The 21,792-nt window shown below is 68.8% G+C and carries 11 protein-coding genes; 1 reads left to right on the forward strand and 10 read right to left on the reverse strand.

Annotated features, from left to right (window positions below):
* Positions 1-2: 2 nt before the first annotated feature.
* The 10 genes from ACWPN5_RS31345 to ACWPN5_RS31390 all read right to left on the reverse strand — a co-directional run bounded on the left by ACWPN5_RS31345 (position 3) and on the right by ACWPN5_RS31390 (position 20,015).
* Positions 3-1,040, reverse strand: a complete 1,038-nt coding sequence (locus tag ACWPN5_RS31345; RefSeq protein WP_200477662.1) for a GHMP family kinase ATP-binding protein — start codon at positions 1,038-1,040, stop codon at positions 3-5.
* A 150-nt stretch (positions 1,041-1,190) separates the two neighbouring features.
* Entirely contained in the window at positions 1,191-4,787 is a 3,597-nt protein-coding gene (locus tag ACWPN5_RS31350) for a glycosyltransferase family 4 protein (protein WP_492299481.1), read from the reverse strand.
* 258 nt (positions 4,788-5,045) lie between these two features.
* On the reverse strand, positions 5,046-9,635 hold the full coding sequence (locus ACWPN5_RS31355; RefSeq protein ID WP_492299483.1) for a glycosyltransferase family 2 protein: 4,590 nt from the start codon (positions 9,633-9,635) through the stop codon (positions 5,046-5,048).
* Positions 9,636-9,917: 282 nt separating this feature from the next.
* Positions 9,918-10,250: a hypothetical protein gene (locus ACWPN5_RS31360; RefSeq protein WP_492299484.1), complete on the reverse strand. Its 333-nt coding sequence runs from the start codon at positions 10,248-10,250 to the stop codon at positions 9,918-9,920.
* 7 nt (positions 10,251-10,257) lie between these two features.
* Positions 10,258-12,729 carry a glycosyltransferase gene (locus tag ACWPN5_RS31365; protein WP_145689604.1) on the reverse strand — a complete coding sequence of 824 codons (2,472 nt, stop codon included), beginning with the start codon at positions 12,727-12,729 and terminating at the stop codon, positions 10,258-10,260.
* A 17-nt stretch (positions 12,730-12,746) separates the two neighbouring features.
* Entirely contained in the window at positions 12,747-13,820 is a 1,074-nt protein-coding gene (locus ACWPN5_RS31370) for a glycosyltransferase family 61 protein (protein ID WP_492299485.1), read from the reverse strand.
* Positions 13,821-13,935: 115 nt separating this feature from the next.
* Positions 13,936-15,414 carry a mannose-1-phosphate guanylyltransferase/mannose-6-phosphate isomerase gene (locus ACWPN5_RS31375; protein WP_145689599.1) on the reverse strand — a complete coding sequence of 493 codons (1,479 nt, stop codon included), beginning with the start codon at positions 15,412-15,414 and terminating at the stop codon, positions 13,936-13,938.
* A gap of 145 nt (positions 15,415-15,559) precedes the next feature.
* Entirely contained in the window at positions 15,560-16,603 is a 1,044-nt protein-coding gene (locus ACWPN5_RS31380; protein WP_145689597.1) for a rhamnan synthesis F family protein, read from the reverse strand.
* 25 nt (positions 16,604-16,628) lie between these two features.
* Complete coding sequence (locus ACWPN5_RS31385) at positions 16,629-18,389, reverse strand: class I SAM-dependent methyltransferase (protein WP_492299486.1); 1,761 nt, start codon at positions 18,387-18,389, stop codon at positions 16,629-16,631.
* Positions 18,390-18,548: 159 nt separating this feature from the next.
* On the reverse strand, positions 18,549-20,015 hold the full coding sequence (locus ACWPN5_RS31390) for a DUF2142 domain-containing protein (protein ID WP_145689780.1): 1,467 nt from the start codon (positions 20,013-20,015) through the stop codon (positions 18,549-18,551).
* Between the two features lie 214 nt (positions 20,016-20,229).
* On the opposite strand from ACWPN5_RS31390, the gene ACWPN5_RS31395 reads away from it, so the two are divergent.
* Complete coding sequence (locus ACWPN5_RS31395) at positions 20,230-21,753, forward strand: glycosyltransferase (RefSeq protein ID WP_492299487.1); 1,524 nt, start codon at positions 20,230-20,232, stop codon at positions 21,751-21,753.
* Positions 21,754-21,792 lie beyond the last annotated feature (39 nt).

Consider the following 21,792-nt stretch of genomic DNA (forward strand, 5'->3'; position numbering starts at 1 on the left):
CCTCAGGTCAGTTCGAGAACGCGCTCGGCCCGCTTCGGGGCCGCGGCTTTGCGGACGGGCGGTTGGTAGAAGATGATCTTGCTGCCCTCGCGGGCGAACGGCATGTCGATCCGGCGCAGGTCACCGAGCGCCCGGGTGATCGCTTCGTGCCGTTCGGGCGGCGCGTAGATCATCAGGAAGCCGCCGCCGCCGGCACCCAACAGCTTTCCACCCGTAGCACCTTCGGCGCGGGCGCGCTCATAGAATCCATCGATGGCCTCGTCGGTGATGCCCTGCGACAGGCCCCGCTTCAGCACCCAGCCCTCGTGGAGGATCTCGCCCAGAATGTCGGTGTTGCCGGCCCGCAGATAGTTCAGGAAATCCTGCGCCAGCGACACCATGGTCTGCAACGACGCGATGGTCGCCGTGTTGCTGGCGCTTTTCTCCGACTGCTGCTTCAGGATGTTCGACGCGGAGCGGGTGCGCCCGGTGTAGAACACCAGGATGCTCTCCTCGAACCGCTGCTGGGCCGCCGGATCGCAGACCACCGGCGTGACCGTCACCGTGTCGTTCGGGTGGAATTCGATCGCGTTGAGCCCGCCGAAGGCCGCGGCGTACTGGTCCTGCTTGCCGATCGGCTCGCCGCAAACGTCGATCTCGATGTGGCAGGCGCCGCGCGCGAGATCGTCGGCCGCCATGTAGGCGCCCTGGTAGGCGCTGAGCGCGTGCAGAAGCCCGACCGTGAAGGAGCTGGACGAACCCAGCCCCGTCCCGCTCGCCGGGATGTCGGCAATGGAGGTGATCTCAAGGCCGCCGGCGATGCCCAGCTGCGCGCAGCTGGCGCGCACCAGCGGATGGGCGACTTCCTTGGCCGATCCGACGGTTTCCGTGACCGAATAGCTGACGCGCACGCCGTCGTCGAACTTGGGGTTGACGTTGACGAAGACGTACTTGTCGATGGCCGTGCTGATCACCAAGCCGCCATGCTGGCGATAGAAGGAAGGAAGGTCGCTGCCACCGCCCATGAAGCTCATGCGCAGGGGGGTCTTGCTGATAATCATGGCAACTCCTCGGCAGAAGCCATCAACCACTGGAACCGCGCCGCGACCGCTGGGCTTGCCAACGGGCCGCTCGTGGAAAATCCCATCACGGCCGCGTGGCGCCGATGAAGGAGCGGCGCCGGTCGGTCACCCCCCTCCACCGGCGTCCGCTCACGCTGTGACCGCTTGCGCATCGATCAGATCGAGCCGCTTCAGCAGCAGGCTCTCGACCCGGCGCACCAACTCCACCTCGCTGGGGAAGTCCAGGATGAACTCCTTCCCCTTGCGGACACGCTCCGCCCGTGCCGGGACATCGTCGAGCAGAGCGATGACCTGGTTGGCGAAGGCGGTCGGGTCCGGATCGCCGAGGAGGGCGATGTCCTCGCGGCCACCGTAATTCGTGATGTTGTCCTGGAAGCGGACATCCACCACGGGCAGGCCGCAGGCCATCATCTCGTACGGCACCAGGCTGGGGTTGGTGAGCGAGAAGACGATCCCGAGATCGGCGTTGGAGTAGAGGCGCGCCAGATCGTCGATCGTCGGCAGGATGCCGAGGTTGCGCGCATCGAACGGCAGGCTGCCGGTGTCGACATGGTGGGAGCCATACATCAGGATCTGCACGCCCGGCCGCCGCATCTTCACCTCGGCCAACATCATGTTGCCGAACTCGAAGCAGCGCCGCGGCATCTCCGGCCGGGCAAAATACAGGATGGTCCCTTCCGCCGAGGTTTCGGTCCGCGGCCGCTGCCAGTAATTCAGGCGGTCGAGCGGGAACTTGAAATGGTCGGCGTCGTTCGAATAGGTCTGCTTGAGAATCCGCTCGCAGTAGGGGCCCGAGGTGATGTGATACAGGCCCTTGCGGTAGGTGTTCTCCGCCATCAGATATTCCGAGCCCAACGGCACGAAGCCCGGCTCGAAGTCCTGGACGAAGTAGCAGGCCTGCTTGGCGGCGGCCCGGTGCCTCACCACGATCTCCACCGTCGTCCAATGGGTGGCGAACAGGACGTCGCAGGGCGGCATGCTGCCGTTGTAATTCTGGACGCTGCCCTTGAACGGGTAGAAGTGCTCGTTGATCAGACGGTGCGTCTCCACCGCGGGCCGGGACGAGTCCTTCACCACGATGCTGACGGTGTGGCCGAAGGTGGTCAGGTAGTAGGCGAAGCGCAGGATGTTGCGCTGTCCGCCGCTGCCCGCGTGGATGTCGGGCACGACCCAGACGATCCGCATCTTGCGCTCGTTGAGCGGAAGGCCGAAGCGCGCCGGGATCACGGCGTTCACGGCGTCCGGGGCGGCGGCCTTGGGGAACAGGCCGGTGATGGCCTGCTTCAGCGCGGTCTCGGAGAACTGGGTGAGCGCCCGTTCGCGGGCACGCCGGCCCACGGCGGCCCGCAGCTCGCCGTCGGCAACCAGCCGCTCCAGCCGCTCAAGCCACTCCTCCGGCGTCGTCGCCAGGAAGCCGTCCACACCATCGGTGACGGCCTCGCGGAAGGAGTGGGTCGCCGAGGCGACCGAGGGCACGCCGAACAGCCCCGCTTCGAACACCTTCAGCTGGCTCTTGGCCTCGCAATAGGGATTTCCGACCTCAAGCGGCGCGATCGAGATGTCAACCTCGCGGTAGAAGGCCAGCATTTCCTGGTGGGACATGAAGCCGACCGGAATGACGCGGTCCTTGAACTCCTCCCATTCCGGGCCGAGATCGATGCGGCCGACCGCCATCAGGGTGACATTGGGGTGCCGCGCCATGATCGTGCGCAGCGCCTGTTCGCACTGCGCGAAATCACGATGATGGGTCCAGGACCCGCTGAGATAGGCGATGCGCACCTCGGAACGCGACGGCGCCGGCTCCTGCAGGAGCACGGCGGCAAGCTTCTCCTGCAGCGGCCCGAAGGTGTTCGGAACGACCCGGGCGGGCCGGCCGAGCGCCGCCAGCTCCTCAACCAGGAAGGAGGTGGAGCCGGTGGCGCCATCGGTGAGCATCAGCGCCTGACGGAAATGCTCAATGCACTGGGCCGTGCCGGCAAAGGCCTCCGGGCTCATCAGCGCGGCGCCGGCGATCATCGGCAGGACCTTCGGCACGAAGAACAGGTCGTCGATGTCGTAGAGGAACTGCGTGCCCTGCGGGCGGAACGTCTCCACCACGTTGCACAGGGTGCTCGTGTAGGCGGACCGGAAGATGACCATGCACCGGATGCGGTTGCCTTCCGAGATCACCGTCGGGAATTCGGGCTCGGTGAAGCAGCCGACCCGGTAGCCGAGACCGATCAGCGTGTCCATCAGGTTGAGCACGCGGTAGCGCTTGGACTCGCTCGTCGAATCCCCGATGTAGAAGACGACGTCGTAGGTCTTGGCGCCCTTCGTGCCGTCAAGCGGCTGGTCCTTGAGGGACTTCAGAGGCTTGCCGATCCGCCGGCCGGGGTCCTGCCGGAACAGGGCGTAGGCGTCGCCGATGCAGCGGGCGGCGGCGTCCCGGTCACCGTCCTTGATCCGGTCGAGGCCCTGCTCGATCAGCGGCACGATGCGCCGGCGCAGCCCGTCGCGCTTCCAGCCGTACGTTTCGTTGGCCAGGGAGGTCGCGTGGATGGTCGCGTCGACCAGCTTGCCTTCGGCAAGGTCGAGCATCCCCAGTTCATAGGTCGCCCGCTCGAACACGATGAAATTGGGGCGCGGCCGGGGCAGCGACCGGTCTTTGTACTTGAAATCGAGATCCCAATGGTCGCGCCGGAGACCGGCCAGCACGGCCCGGGCTTCGTCAGAACGGCCGGCGAGGCGCAGCAGCTGCGCCGTGCGCAGATTGCTCCAACCGCTCACCTGCTCCGCCCAGAAATCCTTACGGAGCACGTAGTAACGCGCGGACGCCTCGCTCAGGATCTGGTAACGCTGAATCGACTGTTCGACCGTAGAACCGGTCAGCTCTCCAAAGACGGTCCGGTAATACAGGAAAACGAACAAATCGACGGGAAGCTCGGCGCGGACGTCATCCGGTTCCTCGATCTCCTCGACGTAGGCCAGCAGCCGAGGCAGGTCCAGCAATTCGTCGAGCTGGGGGAAGTCCACCAGCTGCTTGAGGCGCCAGTCATCGAAGGCTGAGGACGCCAGCCCGATCTTGCCGGTGCAGACGGCGTCGATGAACAGAAGCTGTTCGGCGACCAGCGGCTGGGGAATGGAAAGCGGCGCACCGTTGGCAACGATGCGGCCCTCCTTGGCCCCGTACTGGAGCCAATGCTGGTAACCGCTGGCGAACACGCCACCCCGGATGGCCGCCTTCACATCCGGATACTGGCGCGTGTATTCCTTCTCGTTGAAGCCGCCAACCTTGTAGGTCAGGTTCGTCGCGAGCGGCTGCGCGATGTCCTGGAAAATCCGATCCTTGTCGATCCCGAGCCCGGACGCGTCAGCCGCCGCCGGCGGCGCCACGACGATCTCGCGCGGGCTGCCTGTCAGGTGGAGGTTCGTGCCGGCAACGAGAACTGTGACCATATGCGGATTTCCATCGGCGAAGGCGGGCGGAACGGAAAAGTGAAACCCCTTGTCAGCCTGCCCGGTGGTCGCGGCGACGTCCGGTCGGGGGTGATTGGCGATGACCGTCGCCACGTTCACACCGTCGATGGAGATCTCGACGGCGGCGCTCCGCGCCGGGGTGTCCTGGTCGATCAGCCAGCCACGGATAAAATTCCCATCGACGGGATCGAAACTTCCCACCCACCGCTTCAGTTCCGCTTCATCAGGAATATTTGTGCCGAATTCGATGGGTGTGATGGCGACGGTCATGATCGAACCTTTTTGAGGATATCAACCCTGTGGACCCAGCCCTGAGGCCGGGCGAGAAACGCCCGCTTCAACAGAAACCAATGCAACGCGCGCCAAGGAAAACCATGGCCAGCATCGGCCGAATTAGGGCTTCACAACGTTACTATGTCGTTAAGAAACTCTGTAACCTCCAACCTCGTTGAGCATTGGGATCGCTCCAACCTGCACAGTGGGTTGCAACCTTTTTGTGGCAGAGCGATCGTGGAGCATGATCGCGGATCATACGTACCCGCGCGGCTGGTAACACTGCCCGGAAACGGGATAAAGGCGCGGGCTGTACCATCGGCTGGTGGACGGAACCGCCACGCCGAGATGGCCCAGCAGATCCCAGGACGGACTCTGCGGCTGAATGTTCATCCGCACCGTGAGCCGCCAGACGCTGAAGGGCGTGTAGAGCACACGCTTTCCCTCGCCATGGGCGCGGAGCGCGATGGCACCGGCGATCTGCCCCACGGTGGTGTCCGGAGCCAAACGCCCGAGCAGACCGCGCAGGAAGCCGGAGCGCGCCAGCCAATGGCTGGGTGACACGCCGTCCACGAACCTCTGGCAGAAGAGCATGCCGTGGTAGCCGCTGTCGTCGGCATCGCGCCCGTAGTCGGCCGTCGCCAGGAACCCGCCGATGCCGAAGAAGCCCCCGGCCCAGGCAACCTTGTCGTCGGGGCCCAGAACACGGCCGCCGATGGCCACCGCCTCCTCCACCCCACCGAGAAGGCCCGCCAGTTCCGGCAGGCAGCCGGCTTGCAGCGGCAGGCAGCCGGCCTGCACGAAGGCAACGCTCTCCCCGTCCCCACAAGCGTCGAGGAGGAGGTCCACCAGGGAGCCGCCCTCATGGATGGTCGTGCTCGACAGGGCGCGGGCACCGACGCCGTGGCGCTCCAGCAACAGGCGGAACGACGCCGCACCGCCGGCCGGCACCAGGAGCCGGACCGACGCGATCCAGCGGTTCCGCTGCATCAGCAGGGCCGCGACCGATGCCGCCGCCGCGTCGTCCACCGCCGACGCGGCGATGACCAGCGCCGTGCGCGGCTGCATCGCCGCGTCGGGCGCCAGCCGCCACATGCCCGGATGAGGGAACAGCGTGTTCTCGACGATGCCCAGCTTCTGGTCCAGCCCGGTCAGGGCCAGATGCTGCTCCAGAACGTGCCGCTGGCTGTGCAGGGCCGCCGGCTTCATGCTGCTTTCCACCGAAGCCGTCGAGCCGGGGTTGATCCGCCAGGCGTAGAGCAGGTGCGGAACATGGACGACGGCGTAGCCGGCCCGCTCGACGCGCGTGAAGGTGTCCCAGTCGTGGCTCCAGGTCGCCTTCAGATCCGTGTAGGCGCCGACCTCCACCGCCACGTCCCGCCGCAGGGCGCAGAGGTGGCAGGTGAAGCAGATGTTCATGTGCAGGACCCAGTCAAAGTCCGGCTTGTGGAAGGGCGAGAACAGCCGGGATTCGGGGTTGCTCTTGAACTCGTCGGAATACAGCACGGCCGGGCGGCCATGGGCGTGGATGTGCTCCGCCATCACCTGCAGGGCGTCGAGCGTCAGGAAGTCGTCGGCGTCCACGGGCAGGACGTAGTCGCCGGACGTCGCCCGGAAAGCCAGACCGTAGCCCGCCATGATGCCCTGGTTTTCCGGAGCGACGATCACCGTCACGTTCTCATGCACCGCCACCTCGCGCAGCCAGTCGAGCAGCTCCGGCCGATGGTCGCCGTCGCTGACGATCACCCATTCGAAGTTCCGGTAGAACTGGTTGAGAATCGTCTTCTCGATCTCGCGCAGGAACCGGACAGGCTGCTTGTAGGTGCTCATGAAGAAGGAGAAGCGGATCGACTCCTCCACCGGCGGCCGCGACCGCGACGCGGCGATGCGCGCCATGATCTGCTCCTGGACGTCGCGCACCGGACGGACGGCGGGGGCGTGCTCAAGCTCGTAGAAGGGGCGTTCGGCCGAGAAGGCCGGGTTGACGTAGGGGTCCTTCACGATTCCCCAGCGCCGGATGAAGTTCTGGAGCTCCCAATTGAAGGTGCCCGACTTCGACAGGGATTCGAAATGGTAAAGCTCGATCGCCGGATCGACGACGATCCGCAGGCCCCTGGCGCGGACCTTGTTGCAGAAGTCGACGTCGTTGTAGTTCAGCCAAAGCCCGGTGTCGAAGCCGCCGACCTCCTGATAGAGCTTGCGGGACACCAGCATGCAGGCCGCCGTGGTGGCCGCCGCGTCGTGCACCAGCTGGCCGATCCCCTGCGGGCCGGGCGTCAGCCGATGCTCGCCGATCAGGGCGTGGGTCGGCGAGCCGTTCAGCATCAGGATGCCGACATGCTGGATCGTGCCGTTGGCGAACAGCAGGCGCGGGCCGACGATGCCCACACCGGGCTGACTGGCCAGCCCCACCATGTCGCGCAGGAAGTGCTTCGAGATGGCCTGGATGTCGTCGTTGAGCAGCAGCACGTAGTCGCCGCGCGCCTGCTCCACGCCGAGGTTGACGCGGTCGGAGAAGTTGAAGTCCGCCCGCTGGGCGTTGACGTCGCGGACGTTCGGAAAGGAGCGCAGGAAGCGCAGGGTCGAGGGCTCAAGCTCGCCGTTGTGCACGACGACGACCTCGAAGTTCTCGTAGCACTCGCTGCCGAACAGGCTGGCGACGCAGTTCTTCAGGATGTCGACCCGCATCCCGAAGACCTCGCCCATCCGGCCGGCGCTGGGGATGACGACGCTGACCAGCGGGGCCGGGGACGGCGGGGCGTACACGACGCGCCAGTTGCCCGTGGACCAGTGGGGCCGCACCTCGAACGGCGTGGCGGCGCTTTGCGCGACGGCGTCCTCGATGGCCAGCTTCTGCCGCTCGATCGCGTAGCTCTTGGCCGACAGCACCTCGGCGGTCGATCCCGGGATCGCGACCCAGTGGTAGAGGATCTTCGGGACATGGACGAAGCGGTCGGTCACCGCGGCGATGCGGAGCGCCAGATCGTAGTCCTGCGTCCCGTCATAGGCGCTGCGGAAGCCGCCGACCGAACGGACCACCGAGGCGCGATAGCAGGTCAGATGCCCGGTGTACATGGTGCTGCGCAGCAGGTCGGGCGACCAGCCGGGCTTGCAGGCCGCGTCGTAGAACCGGCCATCGACGGTCATCTTGTCTTCGTCGGAGTAGACCGCGTCCGGCTCGTGCTCGACGATGGCGGCGGCGATCTCGTAGAGCGCGTCCGGCGTCAGCTGGTCGTCGTGGTCCAGCAGCGCGATCCACTCACCCTCCGCGAGCGACAGCGCGGCGTTCGACGCGGCGGAAATCCCGCCGTTGGCCGGCAGGCTCGCCACGCGGATGCGGCGGTCGCGCGCCGCAAACTCCTGCAGCAGCTCCGAGACGCGCGGGCTGGGCGACGCGTCGTCGACGATGCACAGCTCCCAGAACGGATAGAGCTGGTTCAGCACGGAGTCGATCGTCGCCCGCAGCCACCGTTCCGGCGTCTGGTAGACCGGCATGACGATGGAGATCGTCGGCCAGCGGTCCCGCGCGGCGATCCGCGCCAGGATCTCCTGGGAGGGGATGGTCCGCACGGGCGGCTCGCCGAGGTCCAGGCCGCCCCTGCGTCCTTCATGGTGCCCGTGGCTGAGGAAGTGGTGATAGCCGGAGGGAAGCGCGCGCCGGCCGACCGCCGCGGAGATGTCCGGGTTCTCGGCAAGGTAACGGTGCTCGGAATAGCCGTTCAGACGCGGCGTGGTTCCCGCCATGTCCTCGTGGATGCCATGCTCCACCCAATGGCGGCCGGCCGACGCGAGGCGGCCATCGGCGATCGCGGCGGCCACGTCGACGCGGAGCCCGCAGTAGAGGTCATCGGCGAAAGTGCCCGACAGGTCCTGGGCGGGAAAGCTCCGCGCGTTGAACGCCGCCCAGTTGCGCCCCGTCGGGCCGGGCAGCGGCCCGGTCCCGTTCAGGATGGCCATGAACTCCGGCCGTTCCAGCAACTCGTGGGTGCGCAACGGCGGCAGCGTGGCGCCAGAGGGCGCCTGACGGTGCTCCAAGGCGCCGTACATCAGATAGTGGCGGTAGCCGCTGACCAGCTGCCGCTCGTCCACCAGGGCACGGACATCGTCGTTGACGTGGAGGTAGGTCTGCTCGTCGAACCCCGGAGCGGCGTCGAAGCCGAAGACGCTGCCGACGTTGTAGTAGTGGTCGACCAGACTGCGGGCTTCGGTCCCGTGCATGCTGCGGATGACGTTCCCATAACGCTCCAGATACCAGGCCTCGTTCATGGGAACGTGCGCCCAGCGGTTCTGGGGGCGACCGACGAGCAGGTAGTGCAGATAGGGCGAGCCCCCGGTCTCGTGGCACCACTCGGAAACGTCCGGATAGGCCCGCTCGTACCAGTGGGCGTCGAAGACGCCGCCGTTGCGCAGCATGGCCACGTCGCCCACCACGTCGACCGGCATGTCCTCCGGCCGCCCTCCGGCCTCGGCCAGGGTGAGCGGCCGACGGGCAGGGCCGCCGAGCAGGGTCTGCATCGGCGAACGGTCATCGGGCAGCCTGAGGGTCGCGCTGCCGATCAGGTCTCCGTTGCCGACCACATGGAAGATGCGCGCCTCCTGATCGGAGAGATGCTCCGAAGGGATCAGGATGGAAAAGGCGCTGAAGCCGCTTCCGGTGCCGTTCGCGAACAACTCGCGATGAAAATAGCGGGCCCAGGAGGTCGTGATGCACCGTCCATCGATGACAACGCCGATGCCGACCTTTGTGGACGGGTTTTCGATATTGATGGCCCAGCCGAACAGGATGCAACCGAAGCCCTTGTACAGATTGACGGCATCAAGGCTGCCCACTGTCTTCTGTGTCATATGCCCTTGACCTTCTTGAGATTCAGTCGCGCCTGAGCGCACACCCGCCACCGGTGGAGGCCATCCTTCTCCCCCGAAAAGCCCCCCATCCAGTCACGATCGCGCGCCCACGAGGCGCGCTTTCGCAGACGTGAGTTTTCCGTGGAAGGCCACCTGACCCCCGTTATTAAGAATAAATTCATATGAATAACAAATTTCATGGAATTCCGCAGAAATAGAACGAATAACATGGAAAAATATCGGAAAAAATCAGTAACGGCGACTTCACCGCAACGGACCACATCAGCCGCTACTGGTTGCGAAATCTTCTGCCGTGAATGATGGACTTCTGCAAAGTTCATTTCTTCTGAAGGCAAGATGAGGCGCCGCTCTTAGATACGTAATCATTGATGACCAATCGATGGATTGGTGCTCCATCTTTCCGTTAATGTCAATCACTTCATCATCATGAGAGAAGCGTCGCGGGTTCTGTTTCTCTTGCCGATTCAATATTTCAAAACAGCAACAAAGCCATTCTGCTGAAGCAGTAAAACCGAACAGGACCACACGGCCGCCCGACGGTCGGCATCGACGACGGGCGATTGTGGAGAAAGGGCCACGAACGACCATCGCCATGCGGCGGTCACCTCTGGCCGGCGACACGCAAGAGGGTCGACAAGGCGGCTTCCGGCGTGGCTTGGGGGACGATGAAGCCGTTCGGCCAGCAGCGCAGCCGCTCGGCCGGCGCACCGATGTCGAAGGCACCGACCGGCAGCCCCAGCCCGACCACCTCATCCAGCACATAGCAATAGGTCTCCGGCCAGATCGACGGCAGGAAGACCGCGTGGCACCCCCGTTCGGCCAGAAGCCGCGGAAGCTGCCCCGGTTCGTAGGGACCGTTGTCGCTGAAGTGCACCGAGCGCAGGGAGCGGTCGATGTTGCCGAACAGTTCGAACCGGATCGGCAGGCGGTGCTCCTCCGCCAGACGCACCATCCGCTCCAGGATCCGGGCGCCCTTGGCCACATTGATCCCGCCGACGACAGCCACCTGCATGACCGGCCCCGGCGCCGGCGAGGGCAGCGGCGTCACAACCACATGGTCTGCCAAGTGCGGGATGATCCGCACCCGGTCGTCGGGAAGAGCGAAGGCCCGGCGCAGGACGGCAAGCGCGCTGCGCGAGAAGACGACGTGGCGGTCGGCCACGTCGAAGAGCTCCTGCCACGCCCGGCGGTGGGCGACCACATCGATGCCGGCACCTCCGGGGCCGACGGGCCCCGCGCTGCTCTCCCGCCATTGGAAATGCGCGTTCGCCGGGGCGCAGGTCCGGCAACGCTCCAGCGCCGGCACGCCGCAGAAGCGATCCTCCGCGTCGATCAGGTTGAGGGATGGGCAGACCGGGAAATAGTCGTGATGCAGCAGGCGCAGCGGCGCAGCTCCACCGCCGCCCGACCGGAGCGACCGGAGAAAGGCCATGACCTTGCCCGTGTCCGCGTGCCCGACCAGCGAGCTGACCACTACCTCGGCGGGCGGCAGCGCGGACACCAGGGCGGCGAGGTCGCCGAGATCGTTCGCCGGATAGCGGACCGTGGTGTCGCGGTGCAGAAGCTCGATGTCCAGTGCGCCCTCGGGCATGCCGAGAACCGGCTGCACCGTCGGCCGCACCAGCAGGACGGCGTGCCCCTGGCCCTGCAGGCGCGCGACCTCCTTGGCGCGGAAGGCGGCGGCCCCGCCCTTGCCCGGATGGTCGAACAGAAGCACCGTCCGCGGCCGGCCGGGCAGCCCGCGCGCCGACAGGATGCGGACGGCCGCCGCCGCTCGGATGGGGCGCAGCGGGTCGGCGCGGATGAAGTCCTGAACCTCCGCGTCGAACTCCGGATAGCGCTCCCGGATGACGGCGCCGGACGCTTCGATCAGGGCCGCCTTCTCCGCGCTGGGGAAGCTGCCGCCGTGGTGATGGTGCACGTAGAGATCGGGCACGATCACATTGGTGAAGCCGCGCCGCAGGGCGCGCCGGCACCAATCCACCTCCTCGCCATAGCCGCGCCCGAAGGCCGCCTGGTCGAAGAAACCGATTTCCCGCAGCGCGCGGCGGTTCAGGGCCATGCAGAAGCCGACGCCGGTCGGCGCCTCGACCGGTGGGAGTCCGGCCATGGCCGCAAAGGCGGCGTCGATCTCTCCGACCGGGGCATCGAGGAAGGGCGCGTTGTCCTCCGGCATCGCCGGGAAGCCGCAGATGGTGCCGGCGTTGGTGAAGGGGGTGGTGCTGGCGATCGACGGCGTCCGCTCGATCGGCCGGACGAGCCGTTCCAGCCAGCCGGCGGGCACCTCGACGTCGGTGTTCAGCAGCACGACATGCCCATCCGGGTTGAGACGGGTCGCCAGCTCCATCCCGTCGGCCACCGCCTTTAGGTAGCCCTCGTTGCGCGGCTTGCTCACCACCGTCACATGATCGAGCGAGACGGCGAGCGCCACCAGGAAAGCCGTGATGCTGCGGTCCGGGTTGCCGTCATCGACGAAGATGATGCGATGCCGCGGCTCCACCGTCTCCAGCAGGGCGTGGACCAGCGGTATCAGGAACCCCTTGCCGCCATAGATCGGCACGATGATGGACACGGGCGCGGCGAGCGGGCCGCAGGGCGGCGGGGCTTCGGCGAACAGCCCGAGCGCCGGCCGCGCGCGGGTCAGTCGCGCCGGCAGGGCGGCGGCGTAGCGCAGGCCGCTCTCGGTCAGGAAACGGTACTCCACCGCCGGCACCGACCGTTCGCAGCCCACCTCCCAACTGCGCAGGGACAGGCCGGTGCGCAGCATCAGCGGGATGGCCTCCTGCGCGTCCCCGGCGGTCAGGCGCAGGACGACGGCGGAGGTGCTGGACGGCAGCGCCGCCACCACCACGAAACCCGACCGCTCCGCCATCGGCGCGCCGAGGGCCAGGGCGACGTCGCGTCGGCCGATGCCCTGCTGGACATGGACGGCCGGTGGACGGTCGCCGCCATCGATCACCACGTCGAAGCCGCAGGGGCCGTGCCGGTCGTGGAACGCCCAGCCCTCGATCCGCAGCTCGCCGCCGACCTCGATGCGCTCGATGAAGAAGGCGAAGGTCCCGTGCGTGGTCATCGCATCATGCTCCCGCCTCAATCCGCGAAAATCCGGTCCTGGGCGTCCGCGGACAGGAGCAGATCGGTGTCCCAGGGCATGACGCCCTGCACGGGACCGCTCTGCGGGCAGCGGACCTCGGTGTAGTCGAGGCCGCGCAGCGTCGCGATGAACCAGAAGAAGGTGTCGGGCATGCCGGCGGGCGTCAGGGTCACGACCCGCGCGCCGGGCGCGGCGAAGGCGATGTTGGTCATCGCCGCCCCCATGACGCCGACGATTTTCCTGGCCCCCTTGAACAGCGACGCCTGCTGGGGCAGCGTCAGGACGCCCGGTTCGACCAGCGTGTAGCCAAGCGTCTGGGCGCGGGCGATCAACGAATCCTCGCCGACGACGCGGCGGAAGCCGGTCGCCTGGCGGGTGACGAACAGCCGTTCCGCCCCGGCCGCCGGGACGCCGCCGGCCAGGGCGTCCAGGGCGTCCAGGACGAGCGGCGACATGTAGCCGCCATGCTCGCTGAGCCCGTCCACCACAAGCAGATCGGTGAAGCGCCGGGGCGCGTCGTCGGCGACGATGGTCCGGGAGAGGTCGATCCCGAGCATCGCCATCGACTGGGCCATGCTGTCGTTCAGGTGCCCTGGCACATGCGCGACGAGGAAACGCGCCGACAGCGCCGGCAGATGCTGATGGACGAGCCATGCCTTGGGCAGCATCTCCATCATCCAGTGGCCGTAATTGCCGATGCCCCGCTTCTTGCACAGCAGGACCGGACCGTCCGCGTCGGCCTCCACCCCGCCCTGCTCCATCGCCGCCAGCACGGCCGCATGGGCTTGCTCGACCTCCCCCGCGGAATGCTGCGTGATGGTTTCGCGGTAGAGGTTGCCCCCGCGGTCGAAGACCAGCCCTTCCTTGGCCACCCACACGTCGGCGAGGCGCAGGACGCGCACCGGGCGTTCGGGAAAGCGCGGCGTGTTCCACGCCCATTCCATCGATTGCAGGATCGGCTGGGGGATCAGCTCCCTGTTGACCACGCGCGGGTAGGCGGCGTCGAAGGCCGGCGAGGCCAGGGTCAGGATGTCGGACCCGTCGGGCGGGCTGATCGGTGTCGGAGGCATGCGGAGAGATAGGCCTTCCATGGCGGAAGGCCTATCCTATGAGATCCCGGCGTCAAAAAATCGATTCAAAAATCGGGCAAAGATCGGATGATGTCCGCGCGCTTCGCCGACCGAGTCAGGGGCGTCCGTAATGATCGTCGACGCGGACGATGTCGTCCTCGCCCAGATAGGCGCCGGACTGCACCTCGATCAGGTTCAGCGGCACCTTGCCCGGATTTTCCAGCCGGTGCATCGTACCCAGCGGGATGTAGACCGACTCGTTCTCGCGCAGCAGGATCTGCTCCTCACCGCGGGTGACCAGGGCCGTGCCGTTCACCACGACCCAATGCTCGGCGCGGTGATAGTGCTTCTGTAGGGACAGGCGGGCGCCGGGCGCCACCGTCAGCCGCTTCACCTGGAAGCGGTCGCCGGCGTGCAGCGACTGGTAATAGCCCCAGGGCCGGTGCACGCGGCGGTGCTGGCGCGGCTCGTCGCGGCCCTGCGCCTTCAGATGCTCGACCAGCGGCTTGATGTCCTGCGCCCGGTCCCTCGCGGCGACCAGGACGGCGTCCTCGGTGGCGACGACCACCGCGTCCTCCATGCCGAGCAGGGCGACGAGCGCCCCGTCCTCGCTGCGGACATAGCAGCCTCGGCTGTCCCAGGCGATCGCGTCGCCATGGCAGACGTTGCCGCCCTCATCCTTGGTTCCGATGTCCCACAGCGCCGACCACGCGCCGACGTCGGTCCAGCCGATGGCGCAGGGCACCACCACGGCAGCGTCGGTGCGCTCCATCACGGCGTGGTCGATGGAGATCGACGGGGCGGCGGCGAAGGCCTCCTCCTCCAGCCGGAAGAAGTCGAGATCGGCGCGGCCTCCGGCGAGCGCGGCGCGGCAGGCGGCGAGCACGGCCGGCTCCCAGCGCTCCAGTTCCTCCAGGTAGCGGCGCGCCGGCATGAGGAACATGCCGCTGTTCCAGAAGACGTTGCCCTCGGCCAGATACCGCTCGGCCGCCGCGCGCGGCGGCTTCTCCACGAAGGCGGCGACGCGATAGGCGCCTTCCTGCTCCCCCGACAGCCCATCCAGGGGCAGGCCCCGGCGGATGTAGCCGTAGCCGGTCTCCGGCGCGGTCGGCACGATCCCGAAGGTGGCGAGCCGGCCGGCGTCCGCCGCCCGGGCGGCGACGGACACCGCCGCCAGGAAGGCAGCCGTGTCCTGGATGACGTGGTCGGCCGGCAGCAGCAGGAGCCGTCCGTCGGGGTCCTGCTCCGCGACGATCAGCGCCGCGATGGCGGCGGCGGCGGCGGTGTTCCGGCCGACCGGCTCCAGCACGATCCGCGCCGCACCCGTCCCCCGTCCCTGGCCGCGCTCCTGCTCGACCTGGCGCATCTGCTCGGCGATGACGAAGCGATGCTCCTGATTGCAGACGACCAGCGGCGGCGCGAAGAGCGCCGGATCGGCGACCCTCAGGGCCGTCTCCTGCAACATGGAGCGTTCCGAGCACAACGGCAGGAACTGCTTGGGATACTGTTCCCGCGACATCGGCCAGAGCCTGACCCCGGAACCGCCGGACAGGATGACGGGGAAGATGCGGGCGTGCTGCGGAGTGTTGGTCATGGCCGCCGATCGTGTGCGTCGCAAGGGATTGCCGCCCGGCGGGCCGTGCGGCAGCAACCCATTGTGACTACGGGAGGTCTCCGATTCCTGTCAACTTGGCCAAAGTGGGTCCTCCTTTCGGTGCCCGCCGGCCTTCGCCGCCGCGTCAGACGCTGCGGTTCTTCAGCGCCATCTCGAGATGGCGCAGGATGAGGTCGGTGTCGTAGTCGGTGGAGCTCTGGACCACCCGCTCCCAATAGTTCAGCAGCGGAATGTGCGCCGGGTTCTTCTGCAGCAGGTCGCGCTTGATGAACGGGAACTCCATGCGGGCGATCAGGTAGTCCCAGAAGAAATGCGTCCCGTTCAGCGGCACGCCGGCGTTGATCGTGTGGAAGACCTGCTGGATGAAGCGCTTGCGCACGGGGTCCTGCAGCGCGTCGCCGGTGACGTTGCCTTCCACCACCGCCTCGATCAGGGCGGCGGCGGCCTGCCGGTAGGGGAAGGCGGCCCGGCAGTGCAGGCCGGACCGGCGCAGGGTGCGGGTCAGCCCGATCTCGTACTTGCGCACGATCCACATCTTGGACTGGACGTAGCGCAACTGCCGCCAGAAAGCGGTGAAGGCCGGCGCGGTCAGGGCCGCCTTGTGGAACAGCAGGAAATAGCTCTGCAGGTGGAAGGACCGTTCCCAGCTGTCGGACGCTCCCCAGACATCGGCCTCCTCCGGCCCCATCCGGTCCAGCAGGCCGCCCAGATGGTACAAGGGGCCGTAGACGCTGTCGTTGGCGAGCAGCAGCATGTCCAGCGCGCCCAGATCGGGGACCGCCGCGATGCCTTCCTTGTAGGCGCCGAAATCGTAGCCGACGTTGTCCCGCCGGATGACCAGGGCGCAGATCTCCTGCAGCGCCTCCACCTGCACCAGGCGCGGCGCGTTGCTCACGAAGACGATGGCGAAGCCGATGTCGTGGAGCTGGCGCAGATAATGCCGCACGAAGTCGTGGACCACGCCCTGGCGGTCGTAGTGGACGAACACCACGACCCGGCGCGCGCCGGCCAGCGGCCGATGCCCGTCCCAGCGCTCGCGTACATAGCTCTCCTTGCGGAAGAAGCTGGCGGCGTAGGAGAAATACCCCCCCAACAGCTTGATCTGTGCGATCAGCCAGAAGAAGCCGATGCGCAAGCGCATGAGAAGACGCGGCAGAATGCTTGTCATCGGGACGGTGCCATCCTCGGCGCGATCAAACGGGAAGCCGCTGGGAGCGGACCAGCTTCTGAGCCCGGGCGTGCAGGTCGGCCGGCACCGCCGGCAGGCCGGGCTCCGGAGACAGGAGACCGCGCAGCGCCTCGGCCGCCTGGGACTTCTGCCCGGTGGCGGCCAGGGCCTCGGCCTGATGGTAGAGGGCCGGCCACAGCAGCGGGGTGACCGGCTCGCGGCTCGCCTCGGCAGCCCTGCCGAACCATCCGGCGGCCGTCTTCACCGCCTTGCGATGGTTGAGGGACAGAATGGCGAGCGCGAAGGCCGCCGAGGCCACCTCTGCCGGACCCCACTGGGCGAGGTCGTCCTCGACGCCCCGGGCGAGACGGTCGGCGGCGGCGTAATGGCCCAGGTTGACCAGATCGATGAAGCTTTGCCGGCGCAGGCCGGCCAGGATGGCGGGGGGCACGCGCTCGCCCAGGATGGGGCTGGCGTCGCGCGCCAGACGTTCGATGCCGTCGGCGGCCGCGAGCGGGTTGCTCCAGGCCAGGATGCCGGCGGCGTGGCCGCGGGCGCGCCAGGCGAGGTCGTCGGTCTCGCCGTCGTCGGCTCCGGCCGCCTGCAGCGCGGCGCGCGCCCGCTCGCCGGCCTCGCCCGCCGCCTGGAAGTAGAGGCGCGCCCGCTCGCGGTCGTCGTCGTGCAGCCACGCCGTCATGCCCAGGCAATAGAGGATGCCGCACAGGCTGAACGGGGCGCGGTCATGGAAACCCGCGATGTCGGCCGGCCAGTCGCCCATGGACGGCAGGCTCTCCGGATTGTTCAGCTCCAGGCCCCAGCGCGTCCGGCAGGCATCGAGCACCGGGGCCGCCGCCTCACGCGCCTCGGCGAAGCGGCCGGCATGGACCAGCTCCTTGAGGCGGCGGTAGCGCAGGCCGAGGCCGAGCGGGGTGTCGGCGGCGATGGTGCGCGACCGTTCCTCGAGATACTCGAGATAGCGCGCCCGGTCGAGCCGGCGCGACAGGTCGGCCGTCCCCTCCACCATCGCGGCGGTGGCGCGCAGCGTCGGCCCGTGCTCGGACACCGACACGGCGGTGAAGCCGGCGCGGCGCAGCAGCGCCTCGAAACCCTCGCGGCTGTAGAGCGTGACGTGGTAGCCGGGGCTGAGCAGCGGCACCAGGATGCCGGCGGCGGTGTCGGGCGCGATCGCCCCGGCGTTGGGCGTGGTCAGCAGCAGCGTGCCGCCCGGCGCCAGGACGCCGCGCAGGATGGTCAGGAAACCCAGCGGCTCGAAGATGTGCTCGACCACCTCGGAGCAGAGGACGAGGTCGAAGGGATCGGGCCCGGCGTCGGCCGGTGTGCGCAGATAGGTGGACGAGATGTCCAGCCCCAGCAGGTCGCGCCCGGCGCGGGCGGCGAAACCGGGGTCGATGCCCTGGACCGACCAGCCGAAGACGGTGCGCGCGACGTCGAGCGAGAAGCCGAAGCCGCAGCCGATCTCCAGATAGCGGCGGACCTTGGACGGGTCGATGGCGGACAGCGGCTCGGCCATCACGTCGATGCCGGCCCCCTGCTCCAGGTAGAAGGCGAGCGCGGCCTCGGTCGCATGCGCGCTTTCATACTCCGGCTGCCGGAGCGTCGGGAAGAAGGCGGTGCCGCAGCGGCCGCACAGGGCGAGCGGCAGCAGCGGGTTGGGCGGAACGGCCGAATGGACGGTCAGGCGAACGGACTTCGGGCTGGTGTCGGCGCAGGCCGGGCAAACCGCGTCGATGGGCGCGGCGCTGCTGGTGTTCCAGTCGATGTGCATCCTGCTCACAACCTGAAAAGGGTCCGGATCGGCCGGAAAGGGGAGTCCTGCGGCAATAGCAGAATACGCAACGGACAGGCAACCGCGCTGACGCCGCGCTCCGCCGCAAGCCCCCCGTTTTCCTCCGGCCTTCCGGAACGGCGTCCGCCCGGCCGGCCGTCAGCCGCCGCAGCAGCCTGCGACGGGCCAGAGGCTCCCCCAGACGCCCAGAACCTCCACGAGCACGGCCCCGCCCAGGGCCAGGGCGGCGGCGAAGAGGGCGAGGCGCAGGCCGCGGCGCGCCGCGGCCGGGTGCCAGGCGCCGGCCGCGGCGGCCAGCCCCAGAAGAACCAGGGCGTGCATGGGCAGGAAATAGCGCCCCTGGACGCCGTCCACGGTGGCGCCGCCGACCGGCGTGTAGCCGATCCAGAAGACCACCAGGAGGAGGAGCGCGTAGGCCGGCGCCGGAACGAGGCAGCCGACCGCGAAGCCGGGGTCGCGCCGCCGCGCGCCGTCGCACAGGGCGAGGGCCGGCAGCACCCAGAGGGCCGGCAGCACCCAGCGGTCGGACGCGTAGCCGTGCCAGGGCTGGGGGTGGCCGCCGTAGCGCCCGTAGCCGTCGCGCCACCACATCACCGCCCAGTCGCGCACCGTGGCGGCGAACACCCGCAGGGCCTCCAGAGGGTCGGCGCGCAGGCGGGCGAGTTGCGCGGCCGGATCGGCGGCGGTGCCCCAATAGGGTCCCGGGACGAAGGGATAGGCGGCGTTCCACAGGATGGCGACGCCCAGCGCGACGGCGAGGCACAGGCCGCCCAGCGCGACGCGCGACCGTTGGGTGCCCCCGGCGACCGCCGCAGGCAGGTAGAGCACCGCCCCGGCGAAGGGCGCCATGGTGAGCTTGAGCAGGCCCAGCCCCGCCGACAGGGCGACCAACCCCGCCCCCGTCGCCCGGCCGATCGGCGTGCCGCGCTCGCGCAGCCGCCAGACCAAAGCCAGCAGCAGGACGGGCAGGGTCAGGTTCAAGGGATCGGCGCTCAGCGAACAGGCGCTCTGCAGGGCCACCGGCGACAGGGCCAGGGCCAGGACGGCCACCCGGCCGGCCGGAAGCGCCCGCAGGATCGCGGCGACCATCAGGGCGTAGACGGCGAAATTGCCGGCACGCCCCGCCTGCATCTGGCCGAGCGGCCCCAGACCGGCGACGCGGGCCACGGCGACGCCCGCGGCCTGCGGCAGGTAGGCGAGCGGCGCGAAGCTGGCCGAACTGGGAAAGGCCACCACCTCCAGCGCCGGCGGCTGGGCGGCGAGGTGGTCGGACAGGGCCTGGGCCTCCGCGGGGTCGACCGGGCCGTGCTTCTGTATCCGGTCGATGTGGTAGAGCATCTGGAGATAGCCGGCCCGGTCGATCGGACCGCCCCAGGCGTTGGGGCCCAGCGTCTCCGCCAGAATATGGCCGTCGGCGATCTGCAGCACGCGCTGCCAGTGGAAAGCCTCGTCCTGGCCGGCGAAGGGCGGCGTCCGGGCCAGAAGCATCCCGCCGAACAGCAGGGCGTAAGCGGTGGCCAGGACCGCGATCAGAAGTGGCTCCAGCCGGACGGCGGCACCCGTCCGCGCGGGGAACCGGCGGACGAGGGGCGTGCCGCTGGACATCTGGCTTTTCCTGTTCCGTGTTCCCTTGGGCCCGGCCGCGATCCGGAGCGGCCGGGCCCGGTCGGACAGAAGCACAAGGCAGGCTTGCTTGGGAATGGCGAAGCGTCCTCGCCACGCCACCGGAGGGCTGTTAGAGTGCCCGCCCCGCACCCCCCCGACACCACCGCACCGGTTCCAGCCGAAGGCCGAGGCCGGTTCCGCCGAAGGCCGAGGAATGTCCGCCACCCTCCTGCATCTCGATCCCGGCCTGCCTCCCCGCGTTCCGCCACACAACGACCTGGTCTGGGGCTTTTCCGGATGGGCCTGCCGCCCGGGCGTCCGCCTGAGCGCGGCCACGATGGTGGTCGGCGCCGCGCGTTTCCCGGCCGCCGGTCTGAATACGCTCCGGCTCGACGCCGAGGCCGCGCAACGCCGCCACGGCGTCGAGCCGGATCTGGCCTGCGGCTTCTGGGGGCTGGCCACGCTGCCGGCGTCCGCGGAGGGCGGGACACAGAGCGCGGTCCTGGCGCTGGAATGGACGGACGGCACGCGGGAGGAATGGCCGGCGGGTACGGTGGCCGTCACCGACACGGCGCTCCCGCCGCCGGCCGAACCACCGCTGGCCGAACCACCGCTGGCCGAACCACCACTGGCCGAACCACCGGAAAACGCTCCAGCGGCGGGCGGGCCGCTCGTCGCCATCGCCATGGCCACCTACAACCCCGACCGGGCCCTGTTCCGGGCGCAGATCGAGTCCATCCGCTCCCAGACGCACGAGCGCTGGGTGTGCCTGATCGAGGATGACGGGTCCGACGACGCCCATTGGCAAGACATCATCGAGGCGACCTCCGGCGACGGCCGCTTCCGCCCGCTGCGCAACGGCGTCAACCTCGGCTTCTACCGGAACTTCGAGCGCGCGCTGGGCCGCGTCCCGGCCGAGGCGGAGTTCGTCGCCCTGGCCGATCAGGACGACCGCTGGGCACCCGGCCGTTTGGCCGCCCTGGTTGCCGCCCTGGAAAGCGGACCGGCGGGCGGACCCATCCTGGCCTTCGGCAACATGCGGGTGGTGGACGGCGCCGGCCGGGTCGTGTCGGAGACCTTCTGGCCCGGCCTGGACAGCCGGCACGACAGCCTCGACGCGCTGCTGATGGCCAACGCCGTCACCGGCTGCGCCTGCCTGTTCCGGGCCTCGCTGCTGCGGCAGGCCCTGCCCTTCCCGGCGCTCGGCCGGCTCGCCTACCACGACCACTGGATCGCCTGCTGCGCCGCGGCGGAAGGCACGATCGCCTATCTGCCGCAGTCGCTGGGCGACTATGTCCAGCACGGGGCCAACAGCCTGGGCTACCGGCGGCGCCCCGGCCTGCGGCTGGCCGCCAAGCTGTCGGCCGCGCTCGCCCTTGCCCCCGCCCTGGCGCTCGCCGCCCAATCGGCCGCGGGCCGCCGCCGGCTGGCCGGTTCATTGAAACTCCTGGTTTCCGTTCCGGACGCCGAGCTGGTCTGCCGCGCCGCCTTCGCGGAGACCCTGCGTCGGCGCACCGCTTGGGGGGGCGGATCGGAGGGCGACGCGCAGCGGACGGCGACGGACACCTTCCTGCCCGGGCCACGGCCGGGCCGCCGCCTGCTGGCCGCCCTGCTGCGGCGCGGACCGCGCGGACGCGCCTTCCGCGGGGTGGCGGCGCGCCTCCTCACGGGGCTTGTCATCGGGCGGCTGACGGGTTTGCTGGCGCGGCTGCGCCCGCCCTCCGCGGCGGAACGGTAACAAAACTGGGCGGACGCGCCAAAGTTCTTGGCACACTGG

This window comes from Azospirillum sp. UENF 211521 (assembly GCF_058780535.1).

Bases quoted from the DNA above. Each gene is read 5' to 3' on its own strand.
- ACWPN5_RS31345 (WP_200477662.1), bottom strand. From the start codon at position 1,040: ATGATTATCAGCAAGACCCCCCTGCGCATGAGCTTCATGGGCGGTGGC.
- ACWPN5_RS31350 (WP_492299481.1), bottom strand. From the start codon at position 4,787: ATGACCGTCGCCATCACACCCATCGAATTCGGCACAAATATTCCTGAT.
- ACWPN5_RS31355 (WP_492299483.1), bottom strand. From the start codon at position 9,635: ATGACACAGAAGACAGTGGGCAGCCTTGATGCCGTCAATCTGTACAAG.
- ACWPN5_RS31360 (WP_492299484.1), bottom strand. From the start codon at position 10,250: ATGGCGATGGTCGTTCGTGGCCCTTTCTCCACAATCGCCCGTCGTCGA.
- ACWPN5_RS31365 (WP_145689604.1), bottom strand. From the start codon at position 12,729: ATGACCACGCACGGGACCTTCGCCTTCTTCATCGAGCGCATCGAGGTC.
- ACWPN5_RS31370 (WP_492299485.1), bottom strand. From the start codon at position 13,820: ATGCCTCCGACACCGATCAGCCCGCCCGACGGGTCCGACATCCTGACC.
- ACWPN5_RS31375 (WP_145689599.1), bottom strand. From the start codon at position 15,414: ATGACCAACACTCCGCAGCACGCCCGCATCTTCCCCGTCATCCTGTCC.
- ACWPN5_RS31380 (WP_145689597.1), bottom strand. From the start codon at position 16,603: ATGACAAGCATTCTGCCGCGTCTTCTCATGCGCTTGCGCATCGGCTTC.
- ACWPN5_RS31385 (WP_492299486.1), bottom strand. From the start codon at position 18,389: ATGCACATCGACTGGAACACCAGCAGCGCCGCGCCCATCGACGCGGTT.
- ACWPN5_RS31390 (WP_145689780.1), bottom strand. From the start codon at position 20,015: ATGTCCAGCGGCACGCCCCTCGTCCGCCGGTTCCCCGCGCGGACGGGT.
- ACWPN5_RS31395 (WP_492299487.1), top strand. From the start codon at position 20,230: ATGTCCGCCACCCTCCTGCATCTCGATCCCGGCCTGCCTCCCCGCGTT.